The 16,887-nt window shown below is 67.0% G+C and carries 14 protein-coding genes; 4 read left to right on the top strand and 10 right to left on the bottom strand.

Annotation, left to right across the window (positions count from 1 at the left end; all coding sequences use genetic code 11):
• Positions 1 to 10 precede the first annotated feature (10 nt).
• From CCR98_RS06010 to CCR98_RS06000, 3 genes are read left to right on the top strand one after another with little or no spacing between them, the layout of a single operon-like run.
• Positions 11 to 2,806 carry a TonB-dependent receptor gene (locus CCR98_RS06010; protein WP_087921891.1) on the top strand — a complete coding sequence of 932 codons (2,796 nt, stop codon included), beginning with the start codon at positions 11 to 13 and terminating at the stop codon, positions 2,804 to 2,806.
• A 45-nt stretch (positions 2,807 to 2,851) separates the two neighbouring features.
• Positions 2,852 to 3,808 (top strand): hypothetical protein, encoded by a 957-nt coding sequence (locus CCR98_RS06005; protein WP_087921890.1) that lies wholly within the window; start codon positions 2,852 to 2,854, stop codon positions 3,806 to 3,808.
• Complete coding sequence (locus CCR98_RS06000; protein ID WP_087921889.1) at positions 3,805 to 4,524, top strand: hypothetical protein; 720 nt, start codon at positions 3,805 to 3,807, stop codon at positions 4,522 to 4,524. The genes CCR98_RS06005 and CCR98_RS06000 overlap by 4 nt, the downstream gene beginning before the upstream one ends.
• 83 nt (positions 4,525 to 4,607) lie before the next feature.
• Here the strand turns inward: CCR98_RS06000 and CCR98_RS05995 are convergent, their stop codons facing one another.
• From CCR98_RS05995 to murJ, 7 genes are all read right to left on the bottom strand, one after another.
• Positions 4,608 to 5,273: a lysoplasmalogenase gene (locus tag CCR98_RS05995; RefSeq protein ID WP_087921888.1), complete on the bottom strand. Its 666-nt coding sequence runs from the start codon at positions 5,271 to 5,273 to the stop codon at positions 4,608 to 4,610.
• The gene (locus CCR98_RS05990) at positions 5,270 to 7,153 is read right to left on the bottom strand and encodes a M61 family metallopeptidase (RefSeq protein ID WP_087921887.1); all 1,884 of its coding nucleotides are present in this window, start codon (positions 7,151 to 7,153) and stop codon (positions 5,270 to 5,272) included. The genes CCR98_RS05995 and CCR98_RS05990 overlap by 4 nt, the downstream gene beginning before the upstream one ends.
• 201 nt (positions 7,154 to 7,354) lie before the next feature.
• The gene (gene ispH, locus CCR98_RS05985; RefSeq protein ID WP_087921886.1) at positions 7,355 to 8,305 is read right to left on the bottom strand and encodes a 4-hydroxy-3-methylbut-2-enyl diphosphate reductase; all 951 of its coding nucleotides are present in this window, start codon (positions 8,303 to 8,305) and stop codon (positions 7,355 to 7,357) included.
• Positions 8,306 to 8,332: 27 nt separating this feature from the next.
• Complete coding sequence (gene lspA / locus CCR98_RS05980; protein ID WP_075675042.1) at positions 8,333 to 8,857, bottom strand: signal peptidase II; 525 nt, start codon at positions 8,855 to 8,857, stop codon at positions 8,333 to 8,335.
• Positions 8,857 to 11,688 (bottom strand): isoleucine--tRNA ligase, encoded by a 2,832-nt coding sequence (gene ileS / locus CCR98_RS05975; protein ID WP_087921885.1) that lies wholly within the window; start codon positions 11,686 to 11,688, stop codon positions 8,857 to 8,859. The genes lspA and ileS overlap by 1 nt, the downstream gene beginning before the upstream one ends.
• The gene (locus CCR98_RS05970) at positions 11,685 to 12,632 is read right to left on the bottom strand and encodes a bifunctional riboflavin kinase/FAD synthetase (RefSeq protein WP_087921884.1); all 948 of its coding nucleotides are present in this window, start codon (positions 12,630 to 12,632) and stop codon (positions 11,685 to 11,687) included. The genes ileS and CCR98_RS05970 overlap by 4 nt, the downstream gene beginning before the upstream one ends.
• Positions 12,633 to 12,707: 75 nt before the next feature.
• Positions 12,708 to 14,312 (bottom strand): murein biosynthesis integral membrane protein MurJ, encoded by a 1,605-nt coding sequence (gene murJ / locus CCR98_RS05965; RefSeq protein WP_087921883.1) that lies wholly within the window; start codon positions 14,310 to 14,312, stop codon positions 12,708 to 12,710.
• 117 nt (positions 14,313 to 14,429) lie between these two features.
• Between murJ and rpsT the strand changes: the two genes are divergently transcribed.
• Entirely contained in the window at positions 14,430 to 14,699 is a 270-nt protein-coding gene (rpsT, locus tag CCR98_RS05960) for a 30S ribosomal protein S20 (RefSeq protein ID WP_005408560.1), read from the top strand.
• A gap of 223 nt (positions 14,700 to 14,922) precedes the next feature.
• Here rpsT and cgtA read toward each other — a convergent pair whose 3' ends face one another.
• The 3 genes from cgtA to rplU form a co-directional block, all read right to left on the bottom strand.
• The gene (gene cgtA / locus CCR98_RS05955) at positions 14,923 to 15,975 is read right to left on the bottom strand and encodes an Obg family GTPase CgtA (protein ID WP_014036376.1); all 1,053 of its coding nucleotides are present in this window, start codon (positions 15,973 to 15,975) and stop codon (positions 14,923 to 14,925) included.
• Positions 15,976 to 16,152: 177 nt separating this feature from the next.
• Positions 16,153 to 16,416, bottom strand: coding sequence for a 50S ribosomal protein L27 (rpmA, locus tag CCR98_RS05950; RefSeq protein ID WP_005415704.1), 264 nt, complete (start codon positions 16,414 to 16,416; stop codon positions 16,153 to 16,155).
• Between the two features lie 18 nt (positions 16,417 to 16,434).
• The gene (rplU, locus tag CCR98_RS05945; protein WP_005408557.1) at positions 16,435 to 16,743 is read right to left on the bottom strand and encodes a 50S ribosomal protein L21; all 309 of its coding nucleotides are present in this window, start codon (positions 16,741 to 16,743) and stop codon (positions 16,435 to 16,437) included.
• Positions 16,744 to 16,887 lie beyond the last annotated feature (144 nt).

Raw genomic sequence — 16,887 nt, 5'->3', positions numbered from 1 at the left:
GCCTGCGGTGATGGCAGTACCGGGCGCGCTGCAGGGGGGGCTGCTCCGCACCCTGTTCTGCCTCGCGCTGAGCATCCCCGCGCTGCCGTCTGCCGGTGCGGCCGAGCAGGCGGGCACCCTGGAGGTCGATGTGGGTTCAGGCCCGCTGGCAGCCGCCCTGCAGCAATGGGCGCGACAGAGCGGCATCGCCCTGCTGTTCGATGCGCGTGAGCTGGATGGCCTGCGCACGGCCGGCACCCATGGCCACCGCGATGCGGCCACGGCCCTGAAGGAACTGGTCGCCGGCATGCCGGTGAACATCCTGCGTACGCCTGCTGGCGGATTCGTCGTCCGCCGCACCCGTCCCGCGCCGCCATCGCCACCGTCGGTCACGGCCCGCGCCACGCCCGCGGCACCTTCGCCACACAAGGCCGCCGACGCTCCACCACAGGTGGAACTGGCGCCGATCCATGTCACCGGCAGCCGGCTGCCACGCACCTCCGTGCAGACCACGCTGCCGGTCACCATCATCGACCGCGATGACATCCTGCGCAGCGGCTACGGCAGCCTGTTCGACCTGCTGCGGCACCTGCCGGGCATGAACGGCCACCCGGCGATGAGCACCTCGCGCAGCGGCGATTCGCAGTACCTGCCGGTGGGTGCGGCCACCACCACCAGCCTGGACGGCATGGGCCCGCGTGCGACCTTGTTCCTGGTCAATGGCCGGCGCCTGCCACGCTATCCCATGGTGTCTCTGGAACAGGGTGGGCTCACCGATCTTGGGGGCATTCCGCTCAGCTTCGTCGAACGCATCGAACTGGTGCGTGGCGGCGCCTCGGCCATCTATGGTGCCGACGCGATGTCCGGCGTGGTCAACATCATCCTGCGCGACCAGGCCGACGGCCCGGAAGCCATGCTGCAGACCGGCCTGAGCGGGCACGGCGACGCTGGTCAGTATCGCGTGCAGGCGGCCGCCGGTGGCGTGCGCGAGGGAGGGGACCGCTGGTTCGCCGGCATCGACCTGCATCGCATTGACCACGTGGCCGGTGATCGCCGCCGATGGCATGCGGAAACCTCGCAGTACCTGATCGGCGCGTTCCGCGATGGGCGCTACTGGCCGGCAAAACGCTGCGAAGGGCCATTGAAACGGCGCGATGGTGCCTGCTGGTTCGACAGCGCGCGCCCGCGTTCGCTGCAACCTGCCTCGGATACGGCTTCGGCCTACCTGCGCTACCGGCATGAACGTGGCGAAGGTCGCTATGCCTACGCCGAGGCGCGGGCCAGCCACAACCGGCAGCGCTTCGACCTCGGCCCGACCGCCGTTGCCATCGGCCTGTATGGGTTCACCTTCAACAGCGTGCTGCGCGAAGCCGGCAACGTGCGTCCGCATGTACGTGCCACCGATGCCGACGTCACCTTCGGCATCGGCCGCGACCAGGGCCGGCGCAGCTGGGATGCCGGCATCAGCGCACAGCGCAGCGATGTCACCCTGTCCACGTCGGGCACCGTGCGCGCCGAGCCGCTGCTGCGTGCGGCGGAGACGCTGGACTTCCTGCCCGGCTTCACGTCGCTCCCGGCAGGCGCGGCCGAGCAGTTGTTCCCGTCGATCCGCAACCGCGGCCGCACTGAACAATGGCAGGGCTGGTGGGGCATGCAGCGCGAGTTGATGCCGCTGGCCGGTGGCCACGCACAGCTGGCCACCGGCATCGACCTGCGCCAGGAACGCTGGACCTCGCATCCCGACGCACTGCTGAGCCAGGGTGACCTCGCGCTGGGCCTGCCGCAGGAGCAGCGCCACCTGGCGCGCCGCAGTGGCGGCGCCTACGCCGAACTCGGCCTGCCCCTGGCGCACACGCTGCGCATGGACCTGGCAGCACGCTGGGACCGCGATGGCGACTACCAGGCCTTCTCGCCCCGCGTGGGCCTGCGCTGGAGTCCCACGCCGCAGTGGTCATTCCTGCTTGCCAGCGGGCGCGGCTACCGTGCGCCCAGCCTGTTCGAGCAGCGGCGACCGCCGGGCTACTTCGGCGCGATCGAACTGCCCGCCTCCAGCGCACTGCCCGACTGCGCGCAGAGCACCGGCAACGGACGCTGCAGCGTCACCGTGGACGTGGTGGAGAACGATGCGTTGAAGGCCGAGCGGTCGCTCAGTCATTCCCTGGCCGCGACCTGGACGCCGACCGACACGTTCTCGCTGTCACTCACCCACAACATCGTCGAGCTGCGCAACGAGATCCTGGCCCTGCAACCGACCGACGCAGTGTGGAACCGCGGCACCTGGGAGCTTGACGAGCACGGTCACCTGAGCAGCCTGCGCCTGTCCTTCGACAACATCGGCCGCACTACGTCGCGCAACTTTGTACTGCGCGGGGAGTACCACATCGACATCGGCAGCACCGGCCAGTGGCTGTTCTCGCTCGATGCGCTGAAGCAGCAGGAGCTGCGTCGCGAACGTGGCCATGATGCGACGGTGGACCTGCGCGGCCATGTCACGCCGACGATGGCTGCCGTGCTCAACGTGCAGTGGCAGAACAGCAACTGGGACATCGCCCTGCGCGGCAACCAGGTGGGGCGCACGCGTGCCTGGCTGCCCGGTGCGGAATGCCCGGAGGAGCAGCGCGGGCAGAACCATTGCATGAACCCCCGGCAGCTGCGCTGGAACCTGCATCTCGCACGACGCCTGGGGCCGCGCGTGGTCGCTGCGCTGGACGTGCACAACGTGCTCGACACGCAACCGGTGAACTATCTGATCGGCAATGGCGGGCAGATGCCGGGGCTGGACGACCCACTCGGCCGCTACTTCCTGCTGACCCTGCAGATCCGCTGAGCGTAGTACCCTACGCGCCCTGTTCCATCGGTCCCCCACCACCCCATGAAGGCCTATCTCTGGTTCTGGGGCGCGTTCCTGCTGTTCTTCGCGTTGCCCTTCCCCTGCATTCTCTACTTCGGCACGTCGTGGCCGGTGCAGCTGGCCGACCGCAGCGCACCCTGGCTGGCACTGCTGTTGCTTGCCCTGTCGCTGGCCCTGTGGCTGGCGTTGCTGCTCGCCTTCCTGCACTTCCTGCTGCTGGGCCCACCGCGCGCCCTGCATCGGGTGCGCTCGATCCTGGCCGACGGTGAGCCGCGTGATGCCCTGATCGAACAGGCCGGGCAGACCGGCGTGCATGTGCGTGGCTTCGCGCAGTGGAAGCTGCAGTTGCGCTTCCAGAACCTGTCCGGTACACCGATCAGCGAACAGATGCTGGTGGTCGACAGCAAGCCGCAACTGCAACGCTTCGTTGCCGGTAAGCGCATCGAGGTACGCCTGAGCCGCGAACCGGGCGCGTTTCCCAATGTGGTGCTGGAGGGGGCGCAACCAGAACTGGATGTCACCAGCCTCTGGCGTCGTGGTGTCGGCGCGGTCATCTGCATCGTCGCGGTTGCCAGTGCCTACGTGTTCGCCTACCGCCTGCAGAGCGAAGGCCTGGGCTGGACCTTCCTGTCGTTCGGCCATCCACTGCTGGTGTGTCCGCTGGTGTTGTGCGGCTATGCGCTGGGCCTGCGCCTGCTCGGTCGCCTGCTGCAGGCCGACGCCCGCGGTGACGCGCTGAAGTATCGCGGCATCGGCGTGGACGCGAAGGTGCTGAAGCTGCGCCAGACCGGCACCTACCTCAACGAACAGCCGCAGGTGGAGTTCCAGCTGGAGTACACCGACCGCGAAGGCAGCGTGCAGCAGGTGAGCGTGCGCCGCTTCATCCCGCTGATCGAGCTGGCCAACCTTCCCCGCGAGCAGGTCACGCTGTTGTACGACCCGGAAGATCGCGGCAACGTTCGCCTGGAGGGCGTATGAAGCAGCCGCCCTCGACCCGCCTGGTGTTCTCCGTGGTGCTGCTGGTGCTGGCCGGCGTCGCCGTTGCCGGTGGTGCGCTGCAGACGCTGGGTGAAACGCTGGGCCATTCCGTGCAGGCCGATCGGTTGCCGCCCTTCGTTTCGTCGCAGCCGCCGCGCGAACAGCCCGCATCGCTTGCACCCGGCGTCACTGTGGCTTCCGGACCGCAGCCTGCGCCGATTCCCGCGCGGAGCAACCGCCTGTTCGATGCCGACCATCTGCTGGCCGCACGCCAGGCGCTCGAGGAACTGCCGGCGCTGGCTGGGCATCGGTTGACGGTGTTCCACAGCATCCACTTCTACGAAGACGGCCGGATCAATCTGGACCTGGTGGATCCGCAGCAACGGTCACGCGTGGACAGCTACCACTTCGAACGCGGCCAGTGGCGCAAGGGCGACCCGGTCAATCCGCAGCGCTTCGCCCCCACCATCACCCTGCGCCGCAGCAGCACGGCGCTGGCCAACATCGATTTCGAGGCGGTGCCACGCGTGGCCCAGGCGCTGCAGGCACAGCGCAACGCGTTGATGGGCACACCGGGTGAAGTCGGTCACGTCTATGTGATCGTGCGCAAGGGTGGCACTCTGGTCTGGCTGCCAGACGAGGTCGCCGGTGACCGCCAGTCCGCACGTCTCTCGTTCGACGCACAGGGCGCCCTGCGCAGCACGAGCCACCGATAGTCAACACAAAAAAGGGGACGGAGGGGATTAAGTCGTTTATGCCACTGGACCGCCTGCGACTTAATCCCCTCCGTCCCCTTTTGCTATTTCACCGAACGGGCGATGGCGTACTGCGCGCCGTAGTAGGTGGACAGCACCAGCAGGCTGGCCAGCGGCAGGCCACCAGCGAAGCGGTCCCAGGCGAGCAGTGAATCGCTGGCGACGAACAGCAGCGCACCGGCGGCCGCCCATCGCGCGCTGCTGCCTTCCACGGCAGAGGGCTGTGGCCGGCGCCACTGGCGTGCGAGCGCCAGCACCGCCATCGAGGCCAGCACCACCACGTACGCCAGCACCGGAATACGCATCGGTGCGGGCAGGTGCGGCCACAGGCCAAGTACATTGAGTACGGCGAACGCGCCGAGCAGGACGCTGGCGGCGAGCAGGCCGCGCCCGGCACGCAGGCCATCGCGGAAGGCCACGATGTAGCAGAGGTGCGCCAGCAGGAACGCGACCAGCCCCGGTACGAACGCATCCATCGGCAGCATCAGCGCGATGTCGCCCACGCACGACAGCAACATGCCGGCCAGCACCGCACGGCGGTAGAACGGCTGCGCCGGACCATGCACGCGCCAGGCGATGGCAGCGATCAGCAGCGTGGTCGTCGGCTTGGCCAGCCAATGCAGCCAGCGCCCATCACCGTGCAGGAACGCGCCGATGATGGCGAGCGTCGCCATCAGCAGGATCACGCCATCGCGGGCGCGCGGCGTCATCGTGCCTTCCACAGGTCCGCAAGGCGGTCAGGCTTGCCGGCGATACGCTCCAGCACCGGGTACTGCAGGCCACCGTGGTAGGCGATGCTCATCGTTTCGATGCGGTCGAACTGCTTCACCAGCAGCACGATCGGTGCCTTGTCCTTTGCTGCGTCCGCCACTGCATCCTTCAGGCGCTGGCTGCTGTACTCGCGTCCACCAACGGCAATCACCTTCATGCCCGGCGCCAGTCCGGCATTGAACGCCGGGCTGTCCCAGATCACGTCGCCGACCACGCCGCTGTCGAGCACGGTCGCGCCCAGCGAGTACGCCAGCAGCGCCGCCTTCGCGCGCTTTTCCTGCGCCTTGTAGGCGTCGTTCGGAGTATCGCGGTAGACCAGCTTCCAGCCGGCCAGTTCCAGGCCTCCGGTCAACGAACCATGGCCATCCAGGCGACCGCGCAGGAACGTCGCCCAGTCGTACGGCGCGATGCCGTTCAAGGTCGCGACCACGTCGTCGAAGGTGTAGGGATTGACGTCCCAGTCGCCGTTGCCGCCCCCGAAGAAGGTGCGTGCGAAATCATCCAGGCTGCGCCGGTTGCTGCTCAGTTCGCGCAGCTTGCCCTCCACTTCCAGCCACAGCATCTGGCCGCCGGAGTAGTAGTCCTCGCTCATCTGGTAGTTGCGGTAAGGCAGCGTGCGGCGCTGCGCGATGGTCGGGTCGTTGGTGGTGTCCTGCAGCGGGCGCCAGGCCAGGCCCGGGCGGCCACGATCATAGGTCGCGGCCACGTTGGCCAGCATGTCGCGCGCCTGCGCGGTCGACCACAGGCCCGAGCGCGCCGCCAGCACCTGTCCCCAGAACTGGGTCTGGCCTTCGTAGACCCACAGCAGGCTGTCGCCCATCGGCGTGTTGAAGTTGGCGGTGGCGAGATCCGCGCCGCGACGGTACTTGCCGTTCCAGGAATGGGTGTACTCATGCGGCAGCAGATCGCGCATCCACGCATTGCTGTCCCACTCGGTGAAGTAGCCCGGATCGGCGCTGTTCTCGCTGGAACGATGATGCTCCAGGCCGATGCCGCCGAGGCGGTCGGTCAACGCCAGCAGGAATTCATAGTGGTTGTAGTGACGCGCACCGTAGAGCTTGTCGGCCTGCTGCACCAGCGCGCGGTGCATGGTGATCTGCGCCTCGCTCGGCTTCAGTGACTTGGCGTCGTCGGCGAACACATTGAGGTGCACCGGCACCTTCGCACCCGGATCGAGATCGATGCGCTGGTAATGCTCGCCGGCGAACAACGGTGAATCAACCAGATGGTCATACGAGATCGGCTTGAACACCACCGTGTCGCCATCGCGGCGCGCGGTCTCCAGCGCAGTGGCGAACGACCAGCCCTTGGGCAGGGTCACGCTGGCCTGCGCCTGCAGTTTGCGTGCATCCACCCCGGCCGGGTACAGCGAGTTGGCGTTCCACTGCAGGTTGAGCATCTCCGGGGTCATCACCACCCGGCCCTGGCTGCCGCCCTGCGAGGACAGGAAATCGAAGTGGGCGACGATCTCGCTCACGCCCTCGGGCACGTCCACCTTGAACGCATAGACGTTGTACTGGTCACGCTGCCAGGCCAGCGGCTTGCCGTTGGCGGTCACGCGCAGGCCGGCCAGCTTGTCGATCGGGCCGGTGGGCGAATGGTTGCCGGGAATCCACTGCGGGTACAGCAGGGTCATCGGGCCGGGTTTGGCCGGTACGGTGGCAGTCACCTTGAAGATGCGCCGGGCCAGGTCACGCGCGTCCACATCGATGCGCAGCAGGCCGGGAGCCGCCGCGTTCGCCGGTGGCGAGGTCTGCGCCAGTGCAGGCGTGGCCGCCAGCGCAAACAGCAATGACATCGCCAAGGCTCGGGTCTTCATCGGGCAACTTCCAACAACGGAGAATCTTCCGATGCTAGGCCTGTGTGGTGGCCGGCCCCATGGCCAAAGGTCATGGGCGTTGCGCCGATCCGTGCATGCCAAAGGCATGCGAACCAAGGTTCGCACCCACCTTGTGCTGGTTTGCATCCACCAGAGCGGTTCCAGAAGATCCACGCCATGCGTGGATGAGGCCTTCCCCGGTCAGTCGACCAGGCGCAGACGCAGTTCCTTCGGCAGCGCGAACACCATCGATTCCGGTTCGCCGTCCAGCTCGCCCACGCCGGTCGCGCCCAGCTCGGCCAGGCGCGCCAGCACGCCATCGACCAGCACCTGCGGTGCCGAGGCGCCGGCGGTGACGCCGATGTGCTGCTTGCCTTCCACCCACTGCGGGTCGATCTCATGCGCGCCGTCGATCAGGTACGACTCGACGCCTTCACGACGGGCCAGCTCGCTCAAGCGGTTGGAGTTGGAGCTGTTCGGCGAGCCAACCACCAGCACCAGGTCGCAGCGCTTTGCCAGGTCGCGCACGGCGTCCTGGCGGTTCTGCGTGGCGTAGCAGATGTCGTCGTTCTTCGGGCCCTGCATCGCCGGGAAGCGCTCGCGCAGTGCATCGATGATGCCGCGCGTGTCGTCCACCGACAGCGTGGTCTGGGTGGTGTAGGCGAAGTTTTCGGGCTGATTGATCACCAGCGTGGCGACCTGCTCCACGTCCTCCACCAGGTAGATCTGGCCGGTACCGGCTTCGCGGTTCCACTGGCCCATCGTGCCTTCCACTTCCGGGTGACCGGCGTGGCCGATCAGCACCACGTCACGGCCGGCACGGCAGTGGCGCGCGACTTCGAAGTGGACCTTGGTCACCAGCGGGCAGGTGGCGTCGAACACCTTCAGGCCACGGCGTTCGGCTTCCTGGCGCACGGCCTGGGACACGCCATGCGCGCTGAAGATGACCGTGTTGTTGTCCGGCACTTCGTCGAGTTCCTCGACGAAGATCGCGCCGCGCTGCTTCAGGTCATCGACCACGAAGCGGTTGTGCACCACTTCATGGCGGACGTAGATGGGCGCGCCCAGCGTTTCGATCGCGCGCTTGACGATCTCGATCGCACGATCGACACCGGCACAGAAACCACGCGGGTTGGCGAGCAGCACATCCATCAGTTCAATCTCCCGGCAGCGGCCGGCTTACGGTTTCGGGTTGGCATTATCCGCCTTTTTGGCGGACTTGCCGTCGAACAGGCCAAACAGGGCGATGCCGATGGCACCCACCACGATGGCCGAATCGGCGATGTTGAACGAGGGCCAGGTATAGCTGCCCACGTACCACTGGATGAAATCGACCACGTGGCCGTGCACCTGGCGGTCGATCACGTTGCCGATGGCGCCGCCGATGATCAGCGCATACGGCACCGCGGCCTTCCAGTTGCCGCGAGCCGTGCCGCGCAGCCACCAGGCCATCAGGCCGCTGATGGCGATCGCCAACGCCGTGAAGAAGTACTTCTGCCAGCCACCGGCGTCGCTCAGGAAACTGAACGCCGCACCGGTGTTGTAGGTGCGGTACCAGTTCCAGAAGCCGTCGATGACCACCACCGGCTGGAACTCCGGCAGGCTCGACAGCACCCAGGCCTTGGACCACTGGTCCAGACCGATGATGGCGGCCGACAGCAGCAGCCAGACCAGGGCGTTCGGATGCGGACGTGCGGCGCTCATCAGAACCAGCTCCGCAGTTCGCCGGCGCCGGTGATGTTGCTCACGCAGCGGCCGCACAGTTCCGGATGGTCGGCGTTGCCGCCGACGTCGGCGCGGTGGTGCCAGCAGCGCACGCACTTGGCCTTGGTGGTCGGCTGGGCGCTGACGAACACCTCGTCGGTGGTCGCCGGGCGCACCTGCACGTCGCCACTGATGAACAGGAAACGCAGTTCATCGGCCAGCGGCTGCCAACGCGCGGCCTGCTCTTCACTGGCGGCGATGGTGATTTCCGCTTCCAGCGCGGCACCGATGGCGCCGTTGGCACGCATCGGCTCGAGCACCTTGGCCACCTGCTCGCGCACGGCCAGCAGCTGGTCGAAGTCAGCGGCGTTGAGCTGGGCATCGGCCGGCAGCGGCGCAAGGCCGTCATACCAGGTGGTGAACAGCACGTGCCCGGCATGCTCGCCCGGCAGGTAGCCCCACAGCTCGTCGGCGGTGAAGGTCAGGATCGGCGCAACCCAGCGGGTGAATGCTTCGGCGATGTGGTACATCGCACTCTGTGCCGAACGGCGACCGCTGGAATCAGTCGGCATCGTGTACAGGCGGTCCTTGGTCACGTCCAGGTACAGCGAGCCCAGGTCCACGCTGCAGAAGTTCAGCAGCAGCTGCACGATCTCGGCCATGTTGTAGCCGTCGTAGGCCGCTTTGATCTTCTCCTGCAGCTCCCACGCGCGATGCACGATCCAGCGGTCCAGCGCGACCATCTGGTCGAGCGGTTGCAGGTGCTGGGCCGGATCGAAGCCGTCCAGGTTGCCGAGCAGGAAGCGCGCGGTGTTGCGCAGGCGACGGTAGGCGTCGGCGTTGCGCTTGAGGATCTCCTGCGACAGCGACATCTCGTTGCTGTAGTCGGCCGAGGCGATCCACAGGCGCAGGATGTCCGCGCCCAGCTTGTTCATGATGTCCTGCGGCTCGATGCCGTTGCCCAGCGACTTGGACATCTTGCGGCCGTGCTCGTCCACGGTGAAGCCGTGGGTCAGGCACTGCTTGTACGGCGCGCGCTCGTCGATCGCCACGCCGGTCAGCAGCGAGGACTGGAACCAGCCGCGGTGCTGGTCCGAACCTTCCAGGTACAGGTCGGCCGGCTTGCCGAAGCCACGCGCGGCGAGCACGCCTTCATGGGTCACGCCCGAATCGAACCAGACGTCGAGGATGTCGGTGACCTTCTCGTAGTCGGCCGCTTCGGCGCCCAGCAGTTCGGCGGCATCCAGCGAGTACCACACGTCGATGCCTTCGGCTTCGACGCGGTCGGCAACCTGCTGCATCAGCTCCACCGAGCGCGGATGGATCTCGCCGGTCTGGCGGTGGGTGAACAGTGCGATCGGCACGCCCCAGGTGCGCTGGCGCGAGATGGTCCAGTCCGGGCGACCGTCGACCATGCTCTGGATGCGCGCCTTGCCCCAGGTCGGGAACCAGCCGACGGTGTCGATGGCGGCCAGCGCATCGTTGCGCAGGTTGGCCTTGTCCATCGAGATGAACCACTGCGGGGTGGCGCGGAACACCACCGGCGTCTTGTGGCGCCAGCAGTGCGGGTAGCTGTGGCGGATCGGGTGGAAGGCCAGCAGCGAACCGTTGTCGCGCAGCACGCCGACGATGGCCTCCTGCGCCTTCCACAGGTGCTGGCCAGCCAGCACCACGTCACCGGCCGGCGGGGTCGATTCCAGGTACACGCCACGGCCGTCGATCGGGGTCACCTGGCCGGCGTTGTACTTGTCCAGCAAGCCGTACTTCTGGCTGACCACGAAGTCTTCCTGGCCGTGGCCGGGGGCGGTGTGCACCGCACCGGTACCGTCCTCGTCGGACACATGGTCGCCATTGAGCACCAGGATCTCGCGCTCCGGGTAGAACGGGTGCGCCAGCAGCTGGTTCTCCAGCGCCGCGCCGGTGGTTTCACCGTGCAGCACCACTTCGTCCACGCCGTAGCGCTGCAGTGCGCGCTCGGCCAGGGCCGCGGCCAGCACCAGCCAACGGCGCTTGCCGTTGTGCGCCGGGCCCTCGGCCAGTACGTAATTGATCTCTGCGCCCAGCGACACCGCCAGCGAGGCCGGCAGCGTCCACGGGGTGGTGGTCCAGATCGGCACGGCCACTTCGACGTCGGCCGGCACGCTCACGCCGAACGCCTGGCCGATGGCCTGCGCGTCGCGCGCGGCGTAGGCCACGTCGATCGCCGGCGATTCCTTTTCCTGGTATTCGATCTCGGCTTCGGCCAGCGCCGAGCCACAGTCGAAGCACCAGTACACTGGCTTGGCGCCACGTACCAGATGGCCGTTGGCCACGACCTTGGCCAGCGCGCGGATCTCGTTGGCTTCGAAATCGAAGCTCAGGGTCTTGTACGGGTTGTCCCAGTCACCGGTCACGCCCAGGCGCTTGAAGTCCACGCGCTGGATGTTGATCTGCTCTTCGGCGAACTCGCGGCACTTCTGGCGGAATTCGACGGCGTCGAGCTTGGTGCCGACCTTGCCCCACTTCTTCTCGACCGCGATCTCGATCGGCAGGCCATGGCAGTCCCAGCCCGGCACGTAGGGCGCATCGAAGCCGGCCAGGTAGCGCGACTTGACGATGATGTCCTTCAGGATCTTGTTGACCGCGTGGCCCAGGTGGATGCGGCCGTTGGCGTACGGCGGGCCGTCGTGCAGCACGAACAGCGGGCGGCCGGCGGCGTTGTCGCGCAGCTGCTGGTAGAGCCCCTGCTCTTCCCACCGCGCCAGAATGCCCGGCTCGCGCTTGGGCAGGTCGCCGCGCATCGGGAATTCGGTGGCTGGCAGGTTCAGGGTGGTCTTGTAGTCCTGGCTCACGCAGTGGCTCGCAATCTATGTTCGGAAAGGATGGCGCGCGCCTGTTCGGCGTCGCGGTGCATCTGGTCGGTCAGGGCCGCCAGATCATTGAATTTCTCTTCGTCGCGCAGCTTGGCGACGAACTCCACGTCGATGTGGCGCCCGTACAGGTCGCCCTGGAAATCAAACAGGTGGGCTTCCAGCAGCGGCTCCACGCCCTCCACGGTCGGCCGTGTACCGAAGCTGGACACCGAAGGCCAGGGCTGGTCGAACACGCCGTGCACCCAGGTCGCGTAGATGCCCGACAGTGCCGGGGTCTTCGGGAAGCGCAGGTTGGCGGTGGGGAAGCCCAGCGTACGGCCGAGCTGGCGCCCGCGCACCACCCGCCCGCTGATCGCGTAGGGGCGGCCGAGCAAATCGTTGGCGCGGGCGAAATCGCCCTCCTGCAGCAGCTGGCGGATGCGGGTGCTGGAAATGCGCTCGCCATGCAGGTCCACCGCTTCGATCTCGCCCGCGCTGAAGCCGAGTTCGGCGCCCATCTTCTGCAGCAAGGCCAGATCACCGCGGCGGCGGTTGCCGAAGCAGAACTCCGGCCCGATCCACACTTCGCGGGCGCCCAGCCGGTGCACCAGCAACTGGCGCACGAAGGTCTCGGCCGGCATTGCCGCCATCGCCGCGTCGAAACGCAGCAGGCCGATCGCATCGACGCCCAGCTCGCGCAGGATCTCGACCTTGCTGCGCGCCAGGGTCAGCCGCGGCGGCGGCGTGCCCTGGGCGAAGAATTCACGCGGCAGCGGCTCGAATGCCACGGCCACTGCGGCCACGCCCAAGGCGCGCGCGCGGGCAACCGCGTGGCGGACCAGCGCACGATGGCCCAGGTGGAGGCCGTCGAATGCACCGATACAGACCACGCTTCCGTTGGGGAACAGCTCCCCGCCCTCGACGCTTCTGAACAGCCTGCTCATCAACTCTCGTTCCGGCCCGACCGGGGCCGCCGCTTCAATGGTGTAACCCTGAAGTATAGCCGCCACGGGCCGCGATCAATGCCCGCGCAGGTCGCGCGGGCGGAAGCCCATCGCCAGCATGGCCACCGCATAGGTCGCGCCACCGCCGCCGACCAGCAGCGCCAGGGCACCGATCCGCTCCCACACGCTCATCGCCGAGAAGCCCGGCAGCCAGTGCAGCAGGGCCAGCAGCACGCCAACCATGGCCGCGCAGGCCAGCAGCAGGCGCACCAGATAGCCGCCCCAGCCCGGCCGGCGCTGGTAGACATCGGTCTTGCCCAGCCAGTACCAGAGCAGGCCCAGGTTCAGGTAACTGGACAGCGCACTGGCGATGCCCAGTGCCAGATGCAGGCCCGGCTGCTTGCCGATGGCCGTCATCACGCCCTGCGCCTTCAGCGCATCCGGCACCATCACCTGGTACAGCACCGCCAGCAGGATGAAGTTGAACACCATGTTGGCCACCAGCGCGGCCACACCGGCGCGCACCGGGGTCTTGGTGTCCTGGCGGGCGTAGAAGGCCGGCAGTACCACCTTCAGCAGGGCGAACGCCGGCAGGCCGAAGCTGAGGCCGTACACCGACAGCGCGGTCATGCGGGTATCGAAGGCACTGAACTGGCCATGCTGGAAGATGGTCGCAATCAGCGGTTCGGCCAGCAGCAGCAGGCCCAGCATGGCCGGCACCGAGATCAGCAGGGTCATGCGCAGGCCCCAGTCCAGCGAGCGCGAGAAACCCTCGCGGTCGGTGCTGACGTGGTGGCGGGCCAGCGCCGGCAGGATCACCGTGCCCAGCGCCACGCCGAACACACCGAGCGGCAGCTCCAGGAAGCGATCGGCCAGCGACAGCCACGACTGCGAGCCGTCGGTCAGCTTGGCCGCGATCACCGTATCCAGCAGCAGGTTGATCTGCGCCACCGACGAACCGAACAGGGTCGGCACCATCAGCGTCATTACCTTGCGCACGCCCGGATGGCTCCAGCCCCAGCGCGGCAGGGTCAGCAGGTTGATGCCCTTCAGCGACGGCAGCTGGAACAGCAGCTGCAGGATGCCAGCGGCGAGTACCGCCCAGCCCAGCGCCAGGATCTGCTTTTCCGGGGTGCCGCCCAGCTGCGGCGCCAGCCACAGCGCGCCGGCGATCATGCACAGGTTGAGGATGACCGGGGTCAGCGCCGGCATCGCGAAGCGCTGGAAGCTGTTGAGCGCGCCGCCGGCCAGTGCGGTCAGCGAGACGAACAGCAGGAACGGAAAGGTCAGGCGGAACAGGTCGACCAGCAGGCCCTGCTTCACCGGATCCGTATCAACACCGCTTGAGAAGACCGAGGCCAGCTGCGGCGCGAAGATCAGCGCCAGTGCGGTGACCAGCATCAGCACCCCGCCCAGGGTGCCGGCGGTCCGGGCCATCAGTTCGCGCAGCTCGGCATGGCTGCGGGTTTCCTTCACTTCTGTGAACACCGGCACGAAAGCGGTGGCGAAAGACCCTTCAGCGAACAACCGGCGCAGGAAATTGGGTACCCTGAAGGCGACCCAGAAAGCATCAGTGATGGCGTTGGTGCCGAACGTGGTGGTCACCACGAAGTCCCGGACAAGTCCGAGAACGCGCGAGACCATGGTCATGCTGCTGAACGACAGCAGGCCCCGCAACAACTTGGGTGAACTCACTCAGCGTCCCTCTTGACAATCGACTTGACGTGCATTTCTTACGCCATCATACTAGCTAGCTTGCTGTTCCCATAACACCGATTTTTTCAGGAAACCACCACCGTGGCCAATATCAAGTCCGCCAAGAAGCGCGCCAAGCAGACCGTCGTGCGCAACGCGCGCAACGTGGCTCAGCGCTCGATGCTGCGCACCGCTGTCAAGAAAGTGATCAAGGCGCTGGACGCCAACGATGCCGCCGGCGCCGAAGCCGCCTTCGCCGTTGCCCAGCCGATCCTGGATCGCTTCAGCGCGCGTGGCCTGATCCACAAGAACAAGGCTGCTCGCCACAAGAGCCGCCTGAACGACCGCATCAAGGCCCTCAAGGCCGCCTGATCCGGCGTTGCCGCCCTGCCCCTCGGGGTTGGGCTGCAGACAAAAACCCGGCCCCGGCCGGGTTTTTTGTTGCCTGCGATCCTGGCGATCCACCGGGTCCGCGCGACCCGGTAGTGCCGGCCGCTGGCCGGCAACCCCAGCGAACTGCCGGCCAGCGGCGGGCACTACCAGGAAACGAAAAACCCGGCCGAAGCCGGGTTTTTCGCACGGAACCACAACAGCATTACTGCGCGTTGCGGGCCTCCAGCTCATCTTCCTTCTGGCGATCGAAGAAGGCCATGATCCGGCTCATGATCGGGAAGGTACCTTCGCGGCCCAGCGCGGAAACCAGGAACCACGGCTCCTTCCAGCCCAGCTCGGCGACGATCTGCTCGGCCGCCGCCTGCGCTTCGTCCTCGAACATCAGGTCAGCCTTGTTCAGCACCAGCCAGCGCGGCTTGTTCAGCAGCTCCGGATCGTGCTTCTCCAGCTCGCGCTCGATCGCACGCACCTGCTCGACCGGCGAAATGCCTTCCACGCCACCTTCCATCGGCGAGATGTCCACAAGATGCAGCAGCAGGCGGGTGCGCTGCAGGTGGCGCAGGAACTGCGCACCAAGGCCGGCGCCGTCCGCCGCGCCTTCGATCAGGCCCGGAATGTCGGCGATCACGAAGCTGCGGTAGTTCTCCACCTTCACCACACCCAGGTTCGGGTACAGCGTGGTGAACGGGTAATCGGCCACCTTCGGCGTTGCCGCCGAAACGGCACGGATCAGGGTGCTCTTGCCGGCGTTGGGGAAGCCCAGCAGGCCGACATCGGCCAGCAGCTTCAGCTCCAGCTTCAGCGTGCGCTCTTCGCCCGGCTCGCCCGGCAGCGCCTGGCGCGGCGAGCGGTTGGTCGAGCTCTTGAAGTGCATGTTGCCCAGGCCGCCGCGGCCACCCTTGGCCACCAGCAGACGGTCGTTGTGCTGGGTCAGGTCGCCGATGACTTCATCGGTGGCGACGTTGATGACCACGGTACCGACCGGCACGGTGATGGTCAGATCTTCGCCGCCCTTGCCATAGGCCTGGCGGCCCATGCCGTTCTCGCCACGCTGCGCCTTGAAGATGCGGTCATGGCGGAAGTCGACCAGGGTATTCAGGTTTTCGTCGGCGCGGATGTACACGCTGCCGCCCGCACCGCCGTCGCCGCCGTCCGGGCCGCCGAGCGGAATGAACTTCTCGCGACGGAAGCCAATGCAGCCGTTGCCGCCGTTGCCGGCGAACACTTCGATTTCTGCTTCGTCTACCAGTTTCATTGTTTCGATGCCTGCGATGGGCGTGGCCTGCCGGCCGCCGCCTTGAATGTTATGCCTGCCGATGGCCGGCAGCCCGGCCTGGCCGGTCTTGCGTCCACTCTAACGAAAAGCCCCGCCGAAGCGGGGCTCTTCATGCAGCACTCCCATGCCGGGGCACGGGTGCCGGCGATGCCTGGATCAGGCGTCGGCCGAGACGATGCTGACGGTGCGACGCTTCTTGGCGCCCTTGACCGAGAACTCCACCTTGCCGTCCACGAGGGCGAACAGGGTGTGGTCACGGCCCAGGCCAACGCCCGAACCCGGGTGGAACTGGGTGCCGCGCTGACGCACGATGATGTTGCCGGCCTCGATGGCCTGGCCGCCGAAGATCTTGACGCCCAGGTACTTCGGGTTGGAGTCGCGACCGTTGCGCGAGGAGCCTACGCCCTTTTTATGTGCCATGACTGCTTCTCCTGATGCTTAGCCGGCGATGCCGGTGATCTCGATTTCGGTGTAGTACTGACGGTGACCCTGACGCTTCATGTGGTGCTTGCGGCGACGGAACTTGATGATCCGGACCTTGTCAGCACGACCCTGGGACAGGACCTTGGCGGTGACGGCAGCGCCCTTCAGCGCATCGCCCAGCTTCACGCCGTCGCTGTCACCCAGCATCAGGATGTTGTCAAACTTGATCTCGCTGCCGACTTCGACTTCGAGCTTTTCAATGCGGAGCTTTTCGCCCTGCGCCACGCGGTATTGCTTACCGCCGGTGACCAGTACTGCGTACATGACCAGGCCTTCCTCTGTAGTTATTGTGGTCTGAGCTGCCGCCATCGAGGGCGGACAGGAGCGGGATTGTACGCAGATCAGCGGGCGCGGGTCAAGTCAACCCCTGAACGCCGCGGGGGGACGGCACCGGAACGGGGCCAGATG

The sequence above is a fragment of the Stenotrophomonas sp. WZN-1 genome (assembly GCF_002192255.1).
Classification (GTDB): Bacteria; Pseudomonadota; Gammaproteobacteria; order Xanthomonadales; family Xanthomonadaceae; genus Stenotrophomonas.
The sequence above is the reverse complement of the archived record's forward strand: the minus strand, read 5'-3'. Positions and strand labels throughout refer to the sequence as shown.

Bases quoted from the DNA above. Each gene is read 5' to 3' on its own strand.
- CCR98_RS06010 (WP_087921891.1), top strand. From the start codon at position 11: ATGGCAGTACCGGGCGCGCTGCAGGGGGGGCTGCTCCGCACCCTGTTC.
- CCR98_RS06005 (WP_087921890.1), top strand. From the start codon at position 2,852: ATGAAGGCCTATCTCTGGTTCTGGGGCGCGTTCCTGCTGTTCTTCGCG.
- CCR98_RS06000 (WP_087921889.1), top strand. From the start codon at position 3,805: ATGAAGCAGCCGCCCTCGACCCGCCTGGTGTTCTCCGTGGTGCTGCTG.
- CCR98_RS05995 (WP_087921888.1), bottom strand. From the start codon at position 5,273: ATGACGCCGCGCGCCCGCGATGGCGTGATCCTGCTGATGGCGACGCTC.
- CCR98_RS05990 (WP_087921887.1), bottom strand. From the start codon at position 7,153: ATGAAGACCCGAGCCTTGGCGATGTCATTGCTGTTTGCGCTGGCGGCC.
- ispH (WP_087921886.1), bottom strand. From the start codon at position 8,305: ATGGATGTGCTGCTCGCCAACCCGCGTGGTTTCTGTGCCGGTGTCGAT.
- lspA (WP_075675042.1), bottom strand. From the start codon at position 8,857: ATGAGCGCCGCACGTCCGCATCCGAACGCCCTGGTCTGGCTGCTGCTG.
- CCR98_RS05970 (WP_087921884.1), bottom strand. From the start codon at position 12,632: ATGAGCAGGCTGTTCAGAAGCGTCGAGGGCGGGGAGCTGTTCCCCAAC.
- cgtA (WP_014036376.1), bottom strand. From the start codon at position 15,975: ATGAAACTGGTAGACGAAGCAGAAATCGAAGTGTTCGCCGGCAACGGC.
- rpmA (WP_005415704.1), bottom strand. From the start codon at position 16,416: ATGGCACATAAAAAGGGCGTAGGCTCCTCGCGCAACGGTCGCGACTCC.
- rplU (WP_005408557.1), bottom strand. From the start codon at position 16,743: ATGTACGCAGTACTGGTCACCGGCGGTAAGCAATACCGCGTGGCGCAG.